The sequence below is a fragment of the Pseudomonas sp. FW300-N1A1 genome (assembly GCF_058789115.1).
On sequence record NZ_JBYTBK010000004.1, the window covers coordinates 36,813 to 57,693 of the forward strand.

At 62.0% G+C, this 20,881-nt stretch carries 19 protein-coding genes; 10 read left to right on the top strand and 9 right to left on the bottom strand.

Annotated features, from left to right (window positions below):
* Nucleotides 1–19: 19 nt before the first annotated feature.
* The 8 genes from fabI to gloB form a co-directional block, all read right to left on the bottom strand.
* Nucleotides 20–814 (bottom strand): enoyl-ACP reductase FabI, encoded by a 795-nt coding sequence (gene fabI / locus AC3WQN_RS04900; RefSeq protein WP_103401900.1) that lies wholly within the window; start codon nt 812–814, stop codon nt 20–22.
* A gap of 19 nt (nt 815–833) precedes the next feature.
* Nucleotides 834–2,444 carry an ABC transporter ATP-binding protein gene (locus tag AC3WQN_RS04905; protein WP_103401899.1) on the bottom strand — a complete coding sequence of 537 codons (1,611 nt, stop codon included), beginning with the start codon at nt 2,442–2,444 and terminating at the stop codon, nt 834–836.
* A 1-nt stretch (nt 2,445) separates the two neighbouring features.
* Nucleotides 2,446–3,465 carry an ABC transporter permease gene (locus AC3WQN_RS04910; RefSeq protein WP_103401898.1) on the bottom strand — a complete coding sequence of 340 codons (1,020 nt, stop codon included), beginning with the start codon at nt 3,463–3,465 and terminating at the stop codon, nt 2,446–2,448.
* 1 nt (nt 3,466) lies between these two features.
* Nucleotides 3,467–4,540, bottom strand: a complete 1,074-nt coding sequence (locus AC3WQN_RS04915) for a microcin C ABC transporter permease YejB (RefSeq protein ID WP_095146572.1) — start codon at nt 4,538–4,540, stop codon at nt 3,467–3,469.
* 1 nt (nt 4,541) lies between these two features.
* A complete protein-coding gene (locus tag AC3WQN_RS04920; RefSeq protein WP_103401897.1) occupies nt 4,542–6,374 on the bottom strand; it encodes an extracellular solute-binding protein in 1,833 nt (610 codons plus the stop codon).
* Entirely contained in the window at nt 6,371–8,203 is a 1,833-nt protein-coding gene (locus AC3WQN_RS04925) for an extracellular solute-binding protein (RefSeq protein WP_103401896.1), read from the bottom strand. The genes AC3WQN_RS04920 and AC3WQN_RS04925 overlap by 4 nt, the downstream gene beginning before the upstream one ends.
* A gap of 267 nt (nt 8,204–8,470) precedes the next feature.
* On the bottom strand, nt 8,471–9,892 hold the full coding sequence (locus tag AC3WQN_RS04930) for a transglycosylase SLT domain-containing protein (RefSeq protein WP_103401894.1): 1,422 nt from the start codon (nt 9,890–9,892) through the stop codon (nt 8,471–8,473).
* A gap of 99 nt (nt 9,893–9,991) precedes the next feature.
* Nucleotides 9,992–10,759 (bottom strand): hydroxyacylglutathione hydrolase, encoded by a 768-nt coding sequence (gene gloB / locus AC3WQN_RS04935; RefSeq protein WP_103401893.1) that lies wholly within the window; start codon nt 10,757–10,759, stop codon nt 9,992–9,994.
* A gap of 133 nt (nt 10,760–10,892) precedes the next feature.
* Between gloB and AC3WQN_RS04940 the strand changes: the two genes are divergently transcribed.
* Nucleotides 10,893–11,651 carry a class I SAM-dependent methyltransferase gene (locus AC3WQN_RS04940; RefSeq protein WP_103401892.1) on the top strand — a complete coding sequence of 253 codons (759 nt, stop codon included), beginning with the start codon at nt 10,893–10,895 and terminating at the stop codon, nt 11,649–11,651.
* A 92-nt stretch (nt 11,652–11,743) separates the two neighbouring features.
* Entirely contained in the window at nt 11,744–12,196 is a 453-nt protein-coding gene (gene rnhA / locus AC3WQN_RS04945) for a ribonuclease HI (protein ID WP_095077139.1), read from the top strand.
* A 30-nt stretch (nt 12,197–12,226) separates the two neighbouring features.
* On the opposite strand, the gene AC3WQN_RS04950 is transcribed toward rnhA, so the two are convergent.
* The gene (locus AC3WQN_RS04950; RefSeq protein ID WP_103401891.1) at nt 12,227–13,108 is read right to left on the bottom strand and encodes a LysR family transcriptional regulator; all 882 of its coding nucleotides are present in this window, start codon (nt 13,106–13,108) and stop codon (nt 12,227–12,229) included.
* A 127-nt stretch (nt 13,109–13,235) separates the two neighbouring features.
* Between AC3WQN_RS04950 and AC3WQN_RS04955 the strand changes: the two genes are divergently transcribed.
* From AC3WQN_RS04955 to AC3WQN_RS04990, 8 genes are all read left to right on the top strand, one after another.
* Entirely contained in the window at nt 13,236–14,384 is a 1,149-nt protein-coding gene (locus AC3WQN_RS04955; protein WP_178081947.1) for a muconate cycloisomerase family protein, read from the top strand.
* A gap of 10 nt (nt 14,385–14,394) precedes the next feature.
* Nucleotides 14,395–14,685 (top strand): muconolactone Delta-isomerase, encoded by a 291-nt coding sequence (catC, locus tag AC3WQN_RS04960; protein ID WP_103401890.1) that lies wholly within the window; start codon nt 14,395–14,397, stop codon nt 14,683–14,685.
* A gap of 51 nt (nt 14,686–14,736) precedes the next feature.
* On the top strand, nt 14,737–15,666 hold the full coding sequence (gene catA, locus AC3WQN_RS04965; RefSeq protein WP_103401889.1) for a catechol 1,2-dioxygenase: 930 nt from the start codon (nt 14,737–14,739) through the stop codon (nt 15,664–15,666).
* 152 nt (nt 15,667–15,818) lie between these two features.
* Nucleotides 15,819–16,775, top strand: coding sequence for an AraC family transcriptional regulator (locus AC3WQN_RS04970; protein ID WP_095146563.1), 957 nt, complete (start codon nt 15,819–15,821; stop codon nt 16,773–16,775).
* 181 nt (nt 16,776–16,956) lie between these two features.
* The gene (gene benA, locus AC3WQN_RS04975) at nt 16,957–18,321 is read left to right on the top strand and encodes a benzoate 1,2-dioxygenase large subunit (RefSeq protein ID WP_103401906.1); all 1,365 of its coding nucleotides are present in this window, start codon (nt 16,957–16,959) and stop codon (nt 18,319–18,321) included.
* The gene (gene benB, locus AC3WQN_RS04980; RefSeq protein WP_103401888.1) at nt 18,318–18,806 is read left to right on the top strand and encodes a benzoate 1,2-dioxygenase small subunit; all 489 of its coding nucleotides are present in this window, start codon (nt 18,318–18,320) and stop codon (nt 18,804–18,806) included. The genes benA and benB overlap by 4 nt, the downstream gene beginning before the upstream one ends.
* 10 nt (nt 18,807–18,816) lie before the next feature.
* Nucleotides 18,817–19,830, top strand: a complete 1,014-nt coding sequence (gene benC / locus AC3WQN_RS04985; protein ID WP_103401887.1) for a benzoate 1,2-dioxygenase electron transfer component BenC — start codon at nt 18,817–18,819, stop codon at nt 19,828–19,830.
* A 15-nt stretch (nt 19,831–19,845) separates the two neighbouring features.
* The gene (locus AC3WQN_RS04990) at nt 19,846–20,619 is read left to right on the top strand and encodes a 1,6-dihydroxycyclohexa-2,4-diene-1-carboxylate dehydrogenase (protein ID WP_103401886.1); all 774 of its coding nucleotides are present in this window, start codon (nt 19,846–19,848) and stop codon (nt 20,617–20,619) included.
* The last annotated feature ends 262 nt before the right edge of the window (nt 20,620–20,881 follow it).

The following is a 20,881-nucleotide window of genomic DNA, read 5'->3' on the forward strand; positions in this document are numbered from 1 at the left end:
TATTGTCAGAGCGTGAAGATCACTCTTCGATGCTGCCCATGGCGGTGGTGTTGAAGCCGCCGTCCACGTACATGATTTCACCGCTGATGCCGGACGCCAGGTCCGAGCACAGGAAGGCGCCGGCGTTGCCGACTTCGTCGATGGTGACGTTACGACGCAGCGGGGTTTGCGCTTCGTTGGCGGCCAGCATCTTGCGGAAGTTCTTGATGCCGGAAGCGGCCAGGGTGCGGATCGGGCCTGCCGATACGCAGTTGACGCGGGTGCCGTCCGGGCCCAGGGAGCCGGCCAGGTAACGTACGCCCGCTTCCAGGGAGGCCTTGGCCATGCCCATCACGTTGTAGTTCGGCATGGTGCGCTCGGCACCCAGGTACGACAGGGTCAGCAGGCTGCCGTTGCGGCCTTTCATCATTTCGCGGCCAGCCTTGGCCAGGGCCACGAAGCTGTAGGCGCTGATGTCGTGAGCAATGCGGAAGCCGTCACGGGTGGTGGCTTCGGTGAAGTCGCCGTCCAGTTGGTCGCCCGGGGCGAAGCCCACGGAGTGCACGATGCAGTCCAGGCCGTCCCACTTCTTGCTCAGTGCTTCGAAGACCTTGGCGATTTCTTCATCGCTGGCCACGTCACACGGGAAGCACAGCTCAGGGCTCGAGCCCCAGCCTTGTGCGAACTCTTCGACACGACCTTTCAGTTTGTCATTCTGATAAGTGAAGGCAAGCTCAGCGCCCTCGCGATGCATGGCGGCAGCGATGCCGGATGCGATGGACAGCTTGCTGGCGACACCGACGATCAGTACGCGCTTACCGGCGAGAAAACCCATGTGTTGCTCCTCTTTCAGATTATTCGGCTGTTGCTGGGGCCAGGAAAGCGGCCTCCAGCAACTGCTGGGTATAAGGATGTTGCGGTGCGGCAAAGATACCTTGCGCATCACCTTGTTCGACCACTTGGCCATGCTTGACCACCATCAGCTGGTGGCTCAGCGCTTTCACCACAGCCAGGTCATGGCTGATAAACAGATACGTCAGGTTGTACTTGCTTTGCAGTCTGCGCAGCAGTTCAACCACCTGGCGTTGCACGGTGCGGTCCAGAGCCGAGGTCGGCTCGTCCAGCAAAATCAACGCCGGTTTTAGCACTAAAGCCCGGGCAATGGCGATTCTTTGCCGTTGCCCGCCAGAAAATTCATGGGGGTAGCGGTGCCGGGTTTCCGGGTCCAGGCCTACCTCCTCAAGGGCTGCAATGATAGCCAGTTCCTGTTCGGCCTCCGTGCCGATCTTGTGTATCCGCAGGCCTTCACCGACGATCTGGCTCACGCACATCCGTGGGCTCAGGCTGCCGAAGGGGTCCTGGAAGACCACCTGCATTTCCCGCCGAAGCGGCCTTACCTGTTGCTGCGACAGGCAGTCTAGCTGCTTGCCTTCAAAGCGGATCACGCCTTTGCTGGCAATCAGGCGCAAAATCGCCAGGCCCAGCGTCGACTTGCCCGAACCACTTTCGCCGACGATGCCCAGGGTCTGGCCCTGGGGCAGGCTGAAGTTGATCCCGTCCACCGCCTTGACGTAATCGACGGTGCTGCGCAAAAAACCTTTCTTGATCGGGAACCAGACTTTCAGGTTCTCGACCTGCAGCAACGGCGGGCCTATTTCATTGGTCGCCGGGTTGCCGCTGGGCTCCGCTGCCAGCAGCTCCCGCGTGTACGGATGCTGCGGCGCGCGAAACAATTGTTCACACGATGCCTGTTCGACGATGCAACCGCGCTGCATGACACATACGCGATGCGCAATTCTTTGCACCAGGTTCAAATCGTGGCTGATCAGCAGCAGGGCCATGCCCAGGCGGGCCTGTAATTCCTTGAGCAGCTCGAGGATTTTCAGCTGAACGGTCACGTCCAGCGCGGTGGTTGGCTCGTCGGCGATCAACAGCTCCGGCTCGTTGGCCAGGGCCATGGCGATCATCACCCGTTGCCGTTGGCCGCCGGACAACTCGTGGGGCAGGGCCTTGAGCCGTTTATGCGGCTCGGGAATGCCCACCAGCTCCAGCAGCTCCAGGGTGCGCCGGGTTGCCACCTTGCCGGTCAGGCCTTTGTGAATGCCCAATACCTCGTTGATCTGCTTCTCGATCGAGTGCAGCGGGTTGAGCGAGGTCATGGGCTCCTGAAAGATCATCGCAATCCGGTTGCCGCGAATGTGCCGGATGGTTTTCTCTTTCAGGCTTAGCAGATCATGCCCGGCATACTGGATGGTGCCGCTGGGGTGGCTCGCCAGGGGATAGGGCAGCAGGCGCAGGATCGAGTGCGCCGTCACCGACTTGCCCGAGCCGCTTTCACCCACCAGTGCCAGGGTTTCCCCGCGCTTGATGTCGAAGCTGACGCCTTCGACCACCCGTTGTCGAGACTCACCGCTGGTGAACTCGACGCAGAGGTCGCGCACTTCGATCAGATTGTCCTGATTCATTTCACTTCCTCGGGTCGAAGGCATCGCGAGCGGACTCGCCGATAAACACCAGCAGACTCAACATCAGCGCCAGTACCGCAAAGGCGCTGATGCCGAGCCAGGGCGCCTGCAGGTTGGACTTGCCCTGGGCCACCAGCTCGCCCAGCGACGCGCTGCCGGCGGGCAGGCCGAAGCCGAGGAAGTCCAGCGCGGTCAAGGTGCCGATGGCGCCCGTGAGGATGAAGGGCATGAAGGTCATGGTCGAAACCATGGCGTTGGGCAGGATGTGCCGGAACATGATCGCGCCATTGCGCATGCCCAGCGCCCGGGCGGCGCGCACGTACTCCAGGTTGCGCCCGCGCAGGAATTCGGCGCGCACCACGTCCACCAGGCTCATCCAGGAAAACAGCAGCATGATGCCCAACAGCCACCAGAAGTTGGGTTGTACAAAGCTGGCGAGGATGATCAGCAGGTAGAGCACCGGCAGGCCCGACCAGATTTCCAGGAAACGCTGCCCGGCCAGGTCGACCCAGCCGCCATAGAAGCCCTGCAAGGCCCCGGCGATCACGCCGATGATCGAGCTCAGCAGGGTCAGTGTCAGGGCAAACAGTACCGAGACCCGGAACCCATAGATCACCCGCGCCAGCACATCGCGGCCCTGGTCGTCGGTGCCCAGCAGGTTGTCCGCCGAGGGCGGGCCAGGGGCCGGGACTTTCAGGTCGTAGTTGATGCTCTGATAGCTGAACGGGATCGGCGCCCACAGGGTCCAGGCGTCCTTGGCCTTGAGCAGCTCACGGATGTACGGGCTCTTGTAGTTGGCTTCCAGGGGGAATTCGCCACCGAAGGTGGTTTCCGGGTAGCGCTTGAGGGCCGGGAAGTACCACTGGCCGTCGTAATTCACGGCCAGCGGTTTGTCGTTGGCGATCAGTTCGGCGCCCAGGCTGGCGCCAAACAGGAACAGGAACAGCCACAGCGACCACCAGCCACGCTTGTTGGCCTTGAACAGCTCGAAACGTCGGCGATTGAGAGGGGAAAGGCGCATCTCAATGCTCCCGTGTTTCGAAGTCGATACGTGGATCGACCAGGGTGTAGGTTAGGTCGCCGATCAGTTTCACCACCAGCCCCAACAGGGTGAAGATGAACAGGGTGCCGAAGACCACCGGGTAGTCGCGGTTGATCGCCGCCTCGAAACTCATCAGGCCGAGGCCGTCGAGGGAGAAGATCACTTCCACGAGGAGGGAGCCGGTGAAGAAGATGCCGATAAAGGCCGAAGGAAAGCCCGCGATCACCAGCAGCATGGCATTGCGGAACACATGGCCATAGAGCACGCGGTGCCGGGTCAGGCCCTTGGCCTTGGCGGTGACCACGTACTGCTTGTTGATTTCGTCCAGGAAGCTGTTTTTGGTCAGCAGGGTCATGGTGGCGAAGTTACCGATCACCAGCGCGGTCACGGGCAGCGCCAGGTGCCAGAAGTAATCGAGGACCTTGCCGCCCAGGCTCAGCTCGTCGAAGTCATTCGAGGTCAGGCCGCGCAAGGGGAACCAGTCCAGGTAACTGCCGCCGGCAAACACCACGATCAGCAGGATCGCGAACAGGAATGCCGGGATCGCGTAGCCGACAATGATCGCCGAACTGGTCCAGATGTCGAAGTGGCTGCCATGCCGGGTGGCCTTGGCGATCCCCAGGGGGATCGACACCAGGTACATGATCAGGGTGCTCCACAGTCCGAGGGAGATCGACACCGGCAGCTTTTCCTTGATCAGGTCGATGACCTTGGCGTCGCGGAAGAAGCTGTCGCCGAAATCCAGGCGGGCGTAGTTCTTGATCATGATCCACAAGCGTTCCGGTGCCGACTTGTCGAAACCGTACATGTGTTCGATTTCCTTGATCAGCGCCGGGTCCAGGCCCTGGGCGCCCCGATAGCTGGAGCCCGCCACCGAGACTTCGGCGCCGCCACCGGCAATGCGGCTGGTGGCGCCCTCGAAGCCTTCGAGCTTGGCGATCATCTGCTCCACCGGGCCGCCGGGCGCTGCCTGGATGATCAAGAAGTTGATCAGCAGGATGCCGAACAGGGTCGGGATGATCAGCAACAGTCGCCGTAATATGTACGCCAGCATCTTATTGCTCCACGCCCGTTTGCTCTTTGCTCAGGACTTCAATCGCAGGTTTGGCGTCGGGTTTGATCCACCAGGTATTGATGCCCACATCATAGGTGGGCGGGACCTGCGGATGACCGATGTGATTCCAGTAGGCCACGCGCCAAGTCTTGATGTGCCAGTTGGGGATCACGTAATAGCCCCATTGCAGCACCCTGTCGAGCGCCCGGGCATGGGCCACCAGGCTGTTGCGCGAGTCGGCATTGATCAGCTCCTCGACCAACTGGTCGATGGCCGGGTCCCTGAGGCCGATGTAGTTGCGGCTACCGGGCTTGTCGGCGCTTTCCGATTTCCAGAACTCACGCTGTTCGTTACCCGGTGAACTGGATTGCGGGAAGCTGCCCACCACCATGTCGAAGTCCCGCGAGCGCACCCGATTGATGTATTGCGACACGTCGACCCGGCGAATCACCAGGTCGATCCCCAGGTCACTCAGGTTGCGCTTGAACGGCAGCAGCACCCGCTCGAACTCGGTCTGGGCCAGCAGGAACTCGATGGTCACCGGTTTACCGGTGGCATCGACCATCTTGTCGTCAACGATCCGCCAGCCGGCTTCCTGCAGCAACTGGTAGGCCTGGCGCTGTTGGGCACGGATCATCCCGCTGCCGTCACATACCGAATTCTGGAAGGCTTCGCTGAAGACCTGGTCGGGGATCTTGCCGCGCAACGGCTCGAGGATCGCCAGTTGTGCCGCGTCCGGCAGGCCGGTGGCGGCCATTTCCGAGTTCTCGAAGTAGCTGCGGGTGCGGGCGTAGGCACCGTTGAACAACTGCTTGTTGGTCCACTCGAAGTCCAGCAACAGGCTCAGGGCCTGGCGCACGCGCACATCCTGGAACACCGGACGACGCAAGTTGAAGATGAAACCTTGCATGCCGGTCGGGTTGCCGTTGGGGATCTGTTCCTTGATCAGCCGGCCTTCGGTGACCGCCGGGATGTTGTAGGCGTTGGCCCAGCTCTTTGCGGTCATCTCCAGCCAGTAGTCGAACTGCCCGGCCTTGAGGGCTTCCAGCGCCACGGTGTTGTCACGGTAATAGTCGGTGGTCATGACGTCGAAGTTGTAGAACCCCCGATTGATCGGCAGGTTCTTACCCCAGTAGTCCTTGACGCGCTCATAACGTACCGAGCGCCCGGCCTTGACCTCGCTGACCTTGTACGGGCCGCTGCCCAAGGGGATTTCCAGGTTGCCCTTGGAGAAGTCTCGGGTTTCCCACCAGTGCTTGGGCAGGACCGGAAGCTGGCCGAGAATCAGCGGCAGTTCGCGATTGTTGTTGTGTTTGAACCTGAACAGTACCCGCAGCGGGTCTTCGGCGATCACTTCTTGCACGTCGCCATAGTAGCCACGGTAGAGCGGGGCGCCGCTTTTCATCAGGGTCTGGAAGCTGAACACCACGTCGTCGGCACGCACCGGATGGCCATCATGAAAGCGGGCTTCGGGACGCAGGTAGAAACGCACCCAACTGTTGTCCGGGGCCTTTTCGATCTTGCCGGCGATCAGGCCGTATTCGGTGAAAGGCTCGTCCAGGCTCTGCCGGGCCAGGGTGTCGTAGATCAGGTCGATGTCGGTGGCCGCCACGCCTTTGCTGATGAAGGGGTTGAGGCTGTCGAAGCCGCCGAAGCCGGCCTGGCGGAAGGTGCCGCCCTTGGGCGCGTCCGGATTGACGTAATCGAAGTGCTTGAAGTTTGCCGGGTACTTCGGTGGCTCGTTGTACAGGGTCAGGGCATGTTGCGGGGCCGCGAGGGAAACGCTGCACATCCCGGCAAACAGCAGGCCCAGGAGGGTACGCAAAGGCATCATTGGGCTTTCTCCGAAGTCTTCAGCCACCACGCATTCAGCCCGAGGGTGTAGGGCGGCGTGGTGACGAAGGCGAACCGGTTGCGGTACGCCAGGCGATGATAATTGATATACCAGTTGGGGATCATGTAGTGCTGCCACAGCAGCACCCGGTCCAGCGCCTTGCCGGCCGCCAGTTGTTCGTCGCGCGACCTGGCCGCCAGCAGGTGCTCCAGCAGGTGGTCGATCACCGGGTTGGCCACGCCCGCGTAGTTCTTGCTGCCCTTGACCCCGACCTGACTGGAGTGGAAGTACTGCCACTGCTCGAGGCCCGGGCTCAGGGTCTGGTCGAGGGTCATGAGGATCATGTCGAAATCGAACTGGTCCAGGCGCTGTTTGTACTGGGCACGGTCCACCGTGCGCAGGTGGGCATCGACGCCGATGCTGGCCAGGTTTTCGGCGTAGGGCTGGAGGATGCGCTCCAGGTTCGGGTTGACCAGCAGAATCTCGAGGCGCAGCGGCTGGCCGGCGGCATTTTGCAAACGCTGGCCATTGAGTGTCCAGCCGGCCTCCGCGAGCAGGCCCAGGGCCTGGCGCAGGGTGTGCCGGGGGATGCCGCGGCCCTCGGTCTGCGGCAGGTTGAAGGGCACGGTGAACAACTTGGCGGGCAGTTGCTCGCGATAAGGCGAGAGCATCAGCCATTCGTGGCCGACCGGGAGTCCGGCGGCGGCGAACTCGCTGTTGGGGTAGTAGCTGGTGGCCCGTTTGTAGGCGCCGCTGAACAGCGTGCGGTTGGTCCATTCGAAGTCGAACATCAGGCCCAGGGCTTCACGCACCCTGGGGTCGGCGAAGGCCTCGCGCCGGGAGTTCATGAACAGGCCTTGAGTCTGGGTCGGAATCTGGTGGCTGATCTGTGCCTTGATCACGTCGCCACGGCGTACCGCCGGGAAGTTGTAGGCATTGGCCCAGTTCTTGGCCTGGTGCTCGATGTAGATATCGAACTCACCCGCCTTGAACGCTTCGAACGCTACAGCGCTGTCGCGGTAGAACTCGACTTCCATGCGGTCGTAGTTGTACTTGCCGCGATTGACCGGCAGGTCCTTGCCCCAGTAGTCCTTGACCCGCTCCAGCACCAGTCGGCGCCCCGGCTGGACCTGGGTAATGCGATAGGGCCCGCTGCCCAGGGGCGGCTCGAAGGTGGTGGCCTGGAAGTCGCGGCCTTTCCAGTAGTGTTGCGGCAGTACCGGCAACTCGCCCAGGCGCAGGATCAGCAGCGGGTTGCCCGCGCGCTTGAACACGAAGCGGATGCGCTGCGGGTTGAGGACGTCGACTCGCTGCACTTCCTGAAGGTTGGTGCGGTATCGCGGGTGGCCCTGCTTGAGCAGTAAACGGTAGGAGAACGCCACATCGTAGGCGGTGATTGGCTTGCCGTCATGGAAGCGCGCTTCGGGCCGCAGGTTGAATACCACCCAGCTGCGGTCTTCGCTGTATTCGACCGACTGGGCAATCAAGCCGTAGCTGGAGGCGGGTTCATCCCCCGAGGGGGCGTACTGGCCGGTGCCGACCATCAACGGCTCGTTCAGCTCGTTGATGCCGTATTGCAGGAAATTCGGCGTGGCGACCGGGCTGGTGCCCTTGAAGGTGTAGGGGTTGAGCGTGTCGAAGGTGCCAAACGCCATGACCCGCAAGGTGCCGCCCTTGGGCGCTTGCGGGTTGACCCAGTCGAAGTGGGTGAATCGGGTCGGGTACTTGAGTGTGCCGAACTGCGCATAACCATGGCTTTCGCTGATCGTGGCGCTGACCGGGGAGCTCAAGGCCAGACTGATCAGGAACAGGGGGAGGGAACGCTTCAAGTCAGAGATCCGATCCAGGCGGCTTGGGCTGTGTGGATCGTACAGTAACAGCTTGTATGCACAGGAAAAAGGTAGGGGTTAAAAGCGCTGTTGGCCGCGATTCGATACATCGACAGGCGTAGAGCCTGTGGCGAGGGAGCTTGCTCCCGCTGGGCCGCGTAGCGGCCCCAAAACCGGACAACCGACGGCGGCTAGCATAGGCTGCGAGCGCTTCGCACTCGAGCGGGAGCAAGCTCCCTCGCCACGAAACGATGCATCAGGGTCGGATCAATGCGGCTGGTAAACCGTCAGCATCTGCCCGGGCTTGAGGGCCTGGCCCACACGCGGGTTCCAGCGCTTGAGGTGCTGCATCTCGACGTTGAAGCGCTTGGCAACCATGTACAGCGAGTCGCCTTGCTTGACCTTGTACTGGGTCTGCTTCTTGGTATTGGCGGCGAGCACGGTGGTGGTCCGGCCGCTGCGTCGGGTGTCCTGCATGACCAGGGTCTGGCCGGCCTTGAGGTGCTTGCCGGTCAGGTTGTTCCAGCGTTGCAGGTCCTTGACCTCGACCTTGTTGGTCTTGGCGATGGACGACAGGCTGTCGCCGCGCTTGACCCGATAGCTGCGTTTGGCGCCTGCCAGTGCCGGGCCATCGGCCCCTTCGAACACCGGTTTGAACGAGCGTTTGCTGATCAGCTCCTCGGGTTTCATGGTCGACAGGCTGGCTGTCAGCAATTGCGCCTTGGACGTCGGCACCAGCAGGTGCTGGGGGCCGTCGATGGTGGTGCGTTGCTTGAAGGCCGGGTTGAGCTGGAACAGTTCGTCTTCGTCGATGTTGGCCACCGCGGCGACCTTGGACAGATCCATGCGCTGGTTGATTTCGACGACTTCGAAGTAGGGTTCGTTGGCGATCGGGTTGAGGTTCACGCCGTAGGCTTCTGGCGTCAGCACCACTTGCGACAGGGCCAGCAACTTGGGCACATAGGCCTGGGTTTCCGAAGGCAGCGTCAGGTTCCAGTAGTCGGTGGGCAGGCCGAGCCTTTCATTGCGCTCGATGGCCCGGCTGACGGTGCCTTCACCGGCGTTGTAGGCCGCCAGGGCCAGCAGCCAGTCGCCGTTGAACATGTCGTGCAGGCGGCTCAGGTAGTCGAGGGCCGCGGTCGTGGACGCGGTGATGTCACGACGACCGTCATAGAAGCGGGTTTGACGCAGGTTGAAGTAGCGCCCGGTGGACGGGATGAACTGCCACAGGCCCACGGCATGGGCGCGCGAATAGGCCATCGGGTTGTAGGAGCTTTCAATCACCGGCAGCAGGGCCAGTTCCAGTGGCATGTTGCGTTCATCGAGACGTTCGACGATGTAATGGATGTACAGGCTGCCGCGTTCGCCGGCGTTTTCCAGGACTGACGGGTTGCTGGCAAACCACAGGCGCTGTTGCTCGATGCGTGGGTTGACGCCCAGCCCGTCCTGCAACTGGTAACCCTGGCGCATGCGTTCCCAGACGTCCTGGGGAATCTCTGGCGTCGGCTTCTCGCTGAGCCAGACCGGCTTCTGCTTGGCGCGGACGGAAGCCAGGTGGGCCGCGTCGGTTTGCGGCACTTGACTGGTGCTTTGGCAGCCCGCCAGGGTGGCGGACACAGCCACCGCGATGGCTTGTGCCAGGCGGGTCAATGCGTCTGAGTTGATGGACTTACGAATAGATGACGACATTGGCTGGAAGTAAGTTCCGGGCAAAAATGTCGGGCGATTCTAGAAAGCGTACCGGGTGCGGTCAACCATTCAGAATTTTCCGACCTATGCCCGGCCTGTTTAGAACGTATCTTTCCAAGCCCTCAGAGCCGCAAAAACCTCACTCGGAGACCGGTTATTACGGCCGATCCGTTCGTCTATTTTTTCTTTAACAGATGTTTCTCCGGTACGCAGAAACGGGTTTGTCAGTTTTTCCAGGGCCAGGGTGGAGGGCAGGGACATGCGTCCGCCCTCGCGCAGTTGGGAGACTTTCTCGAAACGCTCGGCGATTGCGGCGTTGTCCGGTTCGACGGCGACGGCAAAGCGCAGGTTGCTCAGGGTGTACTCGTGGGTGCAATACACCAGGGTGTCTTCAGGCAGGGCCGCGAGCCGGCCGAGGGAGCGGTGCATCTGCTCTGGCGTGCCTTCGAACAAGCGTCCGCAGCCGGCGGCGAACAGGGTATCGCCACAGAACAGCAGGCCATGGTGGTAGTAGGCGATGTGGCCCAGGGTGTGGCCAGGTACCGCATACACATCGAACTCCCAGCCCAGTACGGTGACACGGTCGTTGTCGTGCAACGCCACATCCCGGGCCGGGATGTTTTCACTGGCCGGGCCGTAGACCGTGGCGCCCGTCGCTTTTTTCAACCGTTCGACGCCGCCGACGTGATCATGGTGGTGGTGAGTGATCAGAATATCGCTCAGGCGCCAGTCCGGATGCTCGGCCAGCCAGGCCTGCACCGGGGCGGCGTCGCCGGGATCGACCACGGCGCAGCACTGGCTGCGGTGGTCCTGTAACAACCAGATATAGTTGTCGGTAAAGGCGGGAAGAGCACTGATCTGTATCATCGCGGGATTCGCCAAGCGGTAAACATTAGCGCATCTTAGGGTCTGTTGACGTTGGGTGGCTAGCCGCGGGATACCGCCCATGGTTGCTCCCTGGGTTACAGACACTGGAATTCTTGGCGAGTTGGAGAATGCAATGACCGATAAAGCGTTCGCTCAGGCGGATCCGGACTGGTTGGCATTGATCAGCGCGGCCCGCGAGTGGTTGTCCGGTCCCCTCGGGCAATTTCTGCTGGATGAAGAGCGCCGGATGCTCGAAGACGAACTGGGGCGCTTTTTTGGCGGTTACCTGGTGCACTACGGTCCGTCGGCCGAAGCGCCGCCCACGGCACCCCAGGTGCAACGCAATGTCCGGCTTGGCGCACCACTGCCGGGTGTGGAGATCGTCTGCGAAGAGCAGGCCTGGCCCCTGAGTGAGCATGCCGCCGACGTGGTGGTGATGCAGCACGGGCTGGATTTCTGCCTGTCGCCCCATGGCTTGCTGCGCGAGGCAGCCAGTGCCGTGCGTCCCGGCGGGCACTTGTTGATTATCGGCATCAACCCCTGGAGCAGTTGGGGGCTACGCCATGTGTTTGCCCAGGACGCCCTGCGCAAGGCCCGTTGCATTTCGCCTTCGCGAGTTGCCGACTGGCTCAATCTGCTGGGTTTTGCGCTGGAGAAACGCCGCTTCGGGTGCTATCGTCCGCCGCTCGCATCCCCCGCCTGGCAAGCTCGCCTGGCCGGTTGGGAGCGCAGGGCCGGTGACTGGCAGTGGTCCGGTGGCGGCTTCTATTTATTGGTGGCGCGCAAGATCGTCGTCGGCTTGCGACCGGTTCGCCAGGTACGCCGCGAACCGATGGGCAAGTTGATTCCGTTGCCGATGGCCAAGGTCAATCGCCGCGACAGCAAGCCGTAACACTCTCTTTATTTTCCCGGCCGGGCTTGCCCGGCCTCAGGCGTTGTCGGTCCTCGATCGGCAAGCCGCAGACATTTTCTGGATAGATTGGCATGAGCGATAGCGTAGAACTCTTCACCGACGGCGCCTGCAAGGGCAACCCTGGACCTGGCGGCTGGGGCGCGCTGCTGGTGTGCAAGGGCGTTGAAAAGGAACTCTGGGGCGGCGAAGCCAACACCACCAACAACCGCATGGAGCTGATGGGAGCGATTCGCGGCCTGGAGGAGCTCAAGCGCTCCTGCGACGTGCTGCTGGTGACCGACTCGCAGTACGTGATGAAGGGCATCAACGAGTGGATGGTCAACTGGAAAAAGCGTGGCTGGAAAACCGCGGCCAAGGAGCCGGTGAAAAACGCCGACCTGTGGAAGCAACTCGACGAACAGGTCAACCGCCACAACGTGACCTGGAAGTGGGTGCGCGGTCACATCGGCCATCCTGGCAACGAACGCGCCGACCAGTTGGCCAACCGTGGCGTCGATGACGTGCGCGGCTACAAGCAGGACTGACGTTTACCTGATGCGCGGCGCCGCTGGTTGTTAAAAGCTGCGCAGCGCTTCGATCAGCCTCAGGCAGTGATTCAACCCCGGTGATACATCGCCGACGCGCTGGCTGAGGATGATCGGCGAGGTGGCGTTGCTTTCCAGGATCGCCGTGAAGCCAATGTCGTCGCGGTGCAGCAACTGCACCGAGGCCGGCACCAGGGTCACGCCGATCCCGGCACCTACCAGGCCGATGGCGGTCTGCAGTTCGTTGGTCCATTGCGCCACCTTGATGCTCACACCACAGGATTCGAACAACGCGATCACGTGGTCGGCATAGCTGGGCCGTGGATTGCCGGGGTAGAGCACAAAGGGTTCGTCGGCCAGTTCCGTGAGGCTGATGGGCCTGGCCAGTAGCGGATGGCCAGCGGGCAGGGCAGCGACCAACCGGTCCTCGCGCAACACGGTCTGGGTGATGGCCGGGTCATTGATGCGAATCCGCCCGAAACCGACGTCGATCCGACCCGCCTTCAGGGCCTGCACCTGTTGCAGGGTAGTCATTTCCGACAGCCCCAGTTCCAACTCCATGGCGTCATTGCTGCGCAGGCGACGGATCAGTTCCGGCAGCACGCCATACAGGGTCGAAGGCGCAAAGCCGATGCCCAGCCAGGTCTTCTCGCCCAGGCCGATGCGGCGGGTGTTGTCGCAGACCTTGTTCAGCTGTTCCAGCAGTGCCGTGGAGTGTTCAAGGAAAAACCGCCCGGCCTCGGTCAGGCGCAATGGCCGTCCACGCTCGAGCAGTATCACACCGAGTTCCTCTTCTAACTGCTGGATCTGCCGGCTCAGCGGCGGTTGGGCGATGTGCAGGCGTTCGGCGGCACGGGTGAAATTCAGGGTTTGCCCCAGTACCTGGAAATACCGCAGATGACGCAGTTCCATGGGCTCTCACTCGTCGAGGGTGGTGAATACCTTTAAGGTATCGATCCAGACCAATTCTATATTGGAACCCGGAAAAAAGCCGTACGAGAATCCATCCCAGAACTTCAAGAACCTGACGGGTATGGACATGCTTTCTTCTGCCATTGAATCGATCGAAACGATCATCGTCGATCTGCCAACCATCCGCCCGCACAAGCTGGCCATGCACACCATGCAGAACCAGACCCTGGTGATCATCCGCGTGCGCTGTGCCGATGGTATTGAAGGCATCGGTGAGTCGACCACCATCGGCGGCCTGGCCTACGGCAATGAAAGCCCGGACAGCATCAAGACCAACATCGACCGCCACTTCGCGCCGCTGTTGCTGGGCCAGGACGCGTGCAACATCAACGCGGCCATGCTGCGCCTGGACCGCAGCATTCGCGGTAATACCTTCGCCAGGTCCGGTATCGAAACCGCCTTGCTCGACGCCCAGGGCAAACGCCTGGGGCTGCCGGTCAGCGAATTGCTGGGTGGGCGGGTACGTGATTCGCTGCCGGTGGCCTGGACCCTGGCCAGCGGCGATACCGCCAAGGACATCGCCGAAGCCGAGCAGATGCTCGACCTGCGGCGCCACCGGATCTTCAAGTTGAAGATCGGGGCTGGCGAAGTCGACCGCGACCTGGCGCACGTGATTGCCATCAAGAAAGCCCTGGGCGACCGTGCCAGCGTGCGGGTCGACGTCAACCAGGCCTGGGACGAAGCGGTGGCGCTGCGTGCCTGCCGGATCCTGGGCGGCAACGGCATCGACCTGATCGAACAACCGATTTCCCGCAACAACCGTTCCGGCATGGCGCGCCTCAATGCCATCAGCCCGGCACCGATCATGGCGGACGAGTCGATCGAGTGTGTCGAGGATGCGTTCAACCTGGCCCGTGAAGGCGCGGCGTCGGTGTTCGCCCTGAAGATCGCCAAGAACGGCGGCCCGCGCGCGGTGTTGCGCACAGCGGCAATTGCCGAGGCGGCGGGGATCGGCCTGTACGGCGGCACCATGCTCGAAGGCGGGATCGGCACCCTGGCCTCGGCCCATGCCTTCCTGACCCTGAACAAGCTGGCGTGGGACACCGAGTTGTTCGGCCCGCTGTTGCTGACCGAGGACATCCTCAGCGAAGCGCCGGTGTACCGCGATTTCCACCTGCATGTTTCCAGGGCGCCTGGCCTTGGCCTGAACCTTGACGAGGAGCGCCTGGCGTTCTTCCGCCGCGACAAGACCTCCACTGCCATCCACACCGCCTGAGGAGTAGCCCATGTTGTTCCACGTAAAAATGACCGTGAACCTGCCGGTCGACATGAATCCCGAGCGGGCCACCCAGCTCAAGGCCGATGAAAAGGCCCTGGCCCAGCGCCTGCAGCAACAGGGCAAGTGGCGGCACCTGTGGCGTATCGCCGGGTTGTACGCCAACTACAGCGTGTTCGACGTCGACAGCGTGCAGGAACTGCACGACCTGCTGATGCAATTGCCGCTGTATCCCTACATGGCTATCGAAGTGAACGCGATGTGCAGGCATCCTTCCTCTATTCATGAGGATGATCGCTGATTCGTTGTTTGCCTGTTCTGTACTCTAATAAATACAAGATGAGGATTAATCATGAACGTCAGAATTTCCCACACTGCCAGCGCCCAGAAGTTCCTCGAAGACGCCAGCGGCCTGCTCAACGACCAGGGCAATCCACGGGCCAAGGCGTTGATCTACCGCATCCTGCGCGATTCGGTGAACATCATTGAAGACCTGCAGGTGACCCCGCAAGAGTTCTGGAAAGCCGTCAACTACCTCAACGAACTGGGCGCGCGCCAGGAAGCCGGCCTGCTGGTTGCAGGCCTTGGCCTGGAACACTACCTGGACCTGTTGATGGACGCTGAAGACGAGCAGGCCGGCAAGGCCGGCGGCACCCCGCGCACCATCGAAGGCCCGCTGTACGTGGCCGGCGCGCCGTTGGCCGAAGGTTTCGCGCGACTGGACGACGGGGTCGATCCGGGGGTGGTGCTGTTCATGCAAGGCCAGGTCAAGAACACCGATGGCACGCCGTTGGCCGGCGCCGTGGTGGATGTCTGGCACGCCAACACCGGCGGCACCTACTCGTACTTCGATGGCAGCCAGTCGGAATTCAACCTGCGTCGCCGGATCGTCACCGATGCCGAAGGCCGCTATCGCTTCCAGAGCATCGTGCCGTCGGGTTATGGCTGCCCGCCGGACGGTCCGACCCAGCAACTGCTCGATCAACTGGGCCGTCATGGCCAGCGCCCGGCGCACATTCACTTCTTCATCTCGGCGGACGATCATCGCCACCTGACCACCCAGATCAACCTGGACGGTGACCAGTACCTGCACGATGACTTCGCCTACGCCACCCGTGACGAACTGATCGCCAGGATCACCTTCAGCGACGATCAGCAGCGTGCGGCCGAGCATGGCGTCAGCGGGCGTTTCGCCGAGATCGACTTCGATTTCACCCTGCAGTCGACGGCACAGCCGCAAGAACAACAGCGCAGCGAGCGGGTTCGCGCACTGGAGGCCTGAAGTCGCTGAGGTCCTGGCCACGAGATAACCCACCGTTTATCTCGTGGTTTTGCGCTATGCGGTGACACGCATAGAATGTTCGGGCCCGATGTACTGGGCGGGCGCCACTCGCGACCCGCCACAGCCTATAAAAACAATGAGAGTGACCGGTTATGCAAGCGCATCTATTGAGTGAGCGCAGCAGCGTGTTTGTCCAGGCCGACCCCTACGCGGTGTCGGGCTATGTCAATCAGCACGTGGGCAGCCATTGCATCCGCCTGCCCCGCAGTGGCAGCCCGCAGGCCAGTCTCAATCACAGCAAATTCGCCAGCCTGGACCTGTGCCGTATCAGTTACGGTGGCAGCGTGCGGGTGACCTCGCCGGCGCTAGAAACCATTTTTCACCTGCAAGTGCTGCTCAAGGGCCATTGCCTGTGGCGCGGCCATCGCCAGGAACACTACTTTGCCCCCGGGGAACTGCTGCTGATCAACCCGGACGATCCGGTAGACCTGACGTACTCCGACGATTGCGAAAAATTCATCCTGAAAATGCCCGCCAGCCTGCTGGAGTCGGTCTGCCAGGAGCAACGCTGGATTCACCCGGGGCAGGGCGTGCGGTTCCTGGAGAATCGCTACCAGCTGGACGAGCTTGAAGGTTTCGTCAATTTGCTGGGCATGGTCTGTCAGGAGGCCGAGGCGGCCGAGAGCATGCCGCGGGTCCAGGAGCATTACGCGCACATCATCGTGAGCAAGATGCTCAGCCTGATGAAAACCAACGTCAGCCGCGCCGGCCTGGGTTCGCAGTCGGCCAGTTTCGAGCGGATTGCCGATTATATCGAGCGTAACCTCAAGCAGGACATCTGCAGCGAGGAACTGGCTCGCCAGGCGCAGATGAGCCTGCGCTCGCTGTACGGCCTGTTCGAGCGCAACGCCGCCACCACGCCGAAAAACTACATCCGTCAGAAGAAGCTCGAGCGGGTCCAGGCTTGCCTCAGCGACCCGACCTGCACCGTGCGCAACGTCACTGAACTGGCCATGGATTATGGCTTCCTGCACCTGGGGCGGTTCTCCGACAGCTACCGCAAGCAGTTCGGCGAACTGCCCTCCGACACCCTCAAGCGCCGACATTGATCGCGTCCTCGTTGATTGATCGTTCCCACGCAGGGAGCAAGGGAACGATCGGCCCGGCACCCGCCACTTCATTCGCGCGCCTTGCACAAAACGGATAACGATCTGCACCCAGCGGATATTGCCGTGCCGCCACCCGCCCTAGCATGAGCCTGCCTGAATAAAAACAATGGAGGCGGCGGCCATGTCCCTGCGACCCGAATACCTTCACTCCCTGCTCGAAGACGACAAAGAACAGGGCCTCTTCCGCTGCAAGCGGGAGATGTTTACCGACCCGCGTTTGTTCGATCTCGAGATGCAGCACATCTTCGAAGGCAACTGGCTGTACCTCGCCCACGAGAGCCAGATTCCGAACAAAAACGATTTTTACACCACCACCATGGGCCGCCAGTCGATCTTCATCGCGCGCAACAAGGACGGCGAGCTCAATGCCTTCATCAACGCCTGCAGTCACCGCGGTGCGATGCTGTGCCGACACAAGACCGGCAACAAATCTTCCTATACCTGCCCATTCCACGGCTGGACGTTCAACAACTCCGGCAAACTGCTCAAGGTCAAGGACCCGGCTGCGGCGGGTTATCCGGCCAGCTTCAACTGCGAGGGCTCCCACGACCTGACCAAGGTGGCACGCTTCGAGTCCTATCGCGGCTTCCTGTTCGGCAGCCTCAAGGCCGACGTGGTGCCGTTGGTCGAGCACCTGGGTGAATCGGCGAAGATCATCGACATGATCGTCGACCAGTCCGCCGATGGCCTGGAAGTGCTGCGCGGCTCCAGCAGCTACATCTACGAAGGCAACTGGAAACTCACCGCTGAAAATGGCGCCGACGGCTACCACGTCAGCTCCGTGCACTGGAACTATGCCGCCACCCAGAACCAGCGCAAGCAGCGCGAATGCGGTGACGAGAACCCGACCATGAGCGCCGGCACCTGGGCCAAGCAGGGCGGTGGTTTCTACTCCTTCGACAAGGGCCACATGCTGCTCTGGACCCGTTGGTCCAACCCCGAGGACCGTCCGTTGTACGAGCGCCGCGACGAACTGGCCAAGGACTTCGGCCAGGCTCGCGCCGACTGGATGATCGAGAACTCGCGCAATCTGTGCCTGTACCCCAACGTGTACCTGATGGACCAGTTCAGCTCGCAGATCCGCATTGCCCGGCCGATCTCGGTCAACCGCACCGAGATCACCATCTACTGCATCGCCCCCAAGGGTGAAAGCGACGCGGCGCGTGCGAGCCGGATTCGTCAGTATGAAGACTTCTTCAACGTCAGCGGCATGGCCACCCCGGACGACCTGGAAGAGTTCCGCTCCTGCCAGATGGGTTATCAGGGCAGTGCCAGCGCCTGGAACGATATGTCCCGTGGCGCCGAGCACTGGATCGAGGGTGCCGACGAGGCGGCCAGGGAAATCGACCTGCACCCGCTGCTCAGTGGCGTACGCACCGAAGACGAGGGCCTGTTCGTGCTGCAACACAAGTATTGGCAGGCAACCATGCTCAAGGCCTTGAGCGAAGAGCAGTCGGCGCTGATCAAGGTGGAGGAACTGGCATGAACATGACCTACGACGCCGTGCGCGATTTTCTCTACCGCGAAGCGCGCTACCTCGACGACAAGGACTGGGACAACTGGCTGGAGCTGTATGCCGCCGACGCCAGCTTCTGGATGCCGTCCTGGGACGATAACGACGAGTTGACCTGCGATCCGCAGCGGGAAATCTCGCTGATCTGGTACGGCAACCGCATGGGGCTTGAAGACCGGATCTTCCGGATCAAGACCGAGCGTTCCAGTGCCAGCGTGCCGGACACCCGCACCTCACACAACATCAGCAACATCGAGCTGCTCGAACAGGCCGACGGCCTGTGCAAGGTGCGCTTCAACTGGCACACCCTGAGTTTTCGCTACAAGACCGTCGACAGCTACTTCGGCAGCAGCTTCTACACCCTCGACGTGCGCGGCGACAGCCCGCTGATCAAGGCCAAGAAAGTGATCCTGAAGAACGACTACGTTCGCCAGGTCATCGATGTCTACCATTTGTGAGGCGCTCGCCATGGCTCATTCCATTGCACTGAATTTTGAAGACGGCGTCACCCGTTTCGTTGACGCCAATCCCGGTGAGACCGTGGCCGATGCGGCGTACCGCCAGGGCATCAACATCCCCCTGGATTGCCGCGACGGCGCGTGCGGCACCTGCAAATGCTTTGCCGAAGCCGGCCGTTACGAGTTGGGCGAGGAGTACATCGAGGACGCCCTGAGTAGCGACGAAGCTGACGCCGGCTTTGTGCTGACCTGCCAGATGCGCGCCCTCAGCGATTGCGTGGTTCGGGTGCCGGCGTCTTCGGACGTGTGCCGGACCCAGCAGGCCAGCTACAGTGCGGCGATCAGCCAGGTGCGCCAGTTGTCGGACAGCACCATCGCGCTGTCGATCAAGGGCGAGGCCTTGAGCAAGCTGGCCTTTCTGCCGGGGCAGTACGTCAACCTGGGCATTCCCGGCAGTGAGCAGACTCGCGCCTACTCGTTCAGCTCGTTGCAGCGTGACGGCGAGGTCAGCTTCCTGATCCGCAACGTCCCCGGCGGCCTGATGAGCAGTTTCCTCACCGGTATCGCCAAGGCGGGCGACAGCATGAGCCTGGCGGGACCCTTGGGCAGCTTTTACCTGCGGGACATTCAGCGCCCCTTGCTGCTGCTGGCTGGCGGTACCGGGCTGGCGCCGTTCACCGCGATGCTGGAGAAAATCGCCGACCAGGGCAGCGAGCATCCTTTGCACCTGATCTATGGCGTGACCAACGACTTCGACTTGGTGGAACTGGACCGCTTGCAAGGTTTTGCAGCGCGGATACCCAACTTCAGCTTCAGTGCCTGCGTGGCCAACCCGCAGAGCGTCCACCCGCTCAAGGGTTATGTGACCCAGCACATCGAGCCCCGCCATTTGAACGACGGCGATGTCGACGTCTACCTCTGCGGCCCGCCGCCGATGGTCGAGGCGGTCAGCCAGTACATCCGTGAGCAGGGCATTGCACCGAAAAACTTCTACTACGAAAAATTCGCCGCCAGCGCGGCGTAGGCACAGGAGATCGGCATGAACAGGTTTCACGAAAAAGTCGCGCTGATCACCGGTGCAGCCCAAGGCATCGGGCGCCGGGTTGCCGAACGCATGGCGGCCGAGGGGGCGCGGCTGGTGCTGGTCGACCGTTCCGAGCTGGTGTTCGAGCTGCAAGAACAACTGGGCCAGCACCATGAAGTGCTGACCCTCACCGCCGACCTCGAGCAGTTCGCCGAGTGCAACCGGGTGATGCAGGCGACCATCGAGCGTTTCGGCCGTCTGGACATCCTGGTCAACAACGTTGGCGGGACCATTTGGGCCAAGCCGTTCGAACACTATGAAGCGCAGCAGATCGAAGCCGAAGTCCGCCGCTCGCTGTTTCCCACGCTGTGGTGTTGCCATGCCGCGCTGCCATACATGCTGGAGCAGGGCAGCGGTGCCATCGTCAATGTCTCCTCGATTGCTACCCGCAGCATCAACCGCGTGCCGTATGGCGCGGCCAAGGGCGGGGTCAATGCGCTGACGGCGTGCCTGGCCTTCGAAACCGCTGAGCGCGGCGTGCGGGTCAACGCCACGGCGCCCGGCGGCACCGAAGCACCCCCCCGGCGGATTCCGCGCAATAGCGCCGAGCAGAGCCCGCAGGAGAAAGTCTGGTACCAGCAGATTGTCGACCAGACCGTCGATAGCACGCTGATGAAGCGCTACGGCACCATCGATGAGCAAGTCGGGGCGATCCTGTTCCTGGCCTCGGACGACGCAGCCTACATCACCGGGCTGGTGATGCCGGTCGGCGGCGGCGACCAGGGTTGAGCCGACGGGGGATACCTGACACATGCCCGGTGGCGAGCGAGCTTGCTCGCGCTGGGGTACGAAGCGCCCCCGACAGGACGGTTGCAGGGTTTCAGATAGAGCCCGGTGACCGGTTTTGGGGCTGCCATGCAGCCCAGCGTGAGCAAGCTCACTCGCCACGGGGCGGCGTTCACGTCAGGTTTAACGGCCTGTGTTGAGATCGCCGCCGAATGCAAAACGGCACGGGGATGCCTGACACATGCCCTGTGGCGAGCGAGCTTGC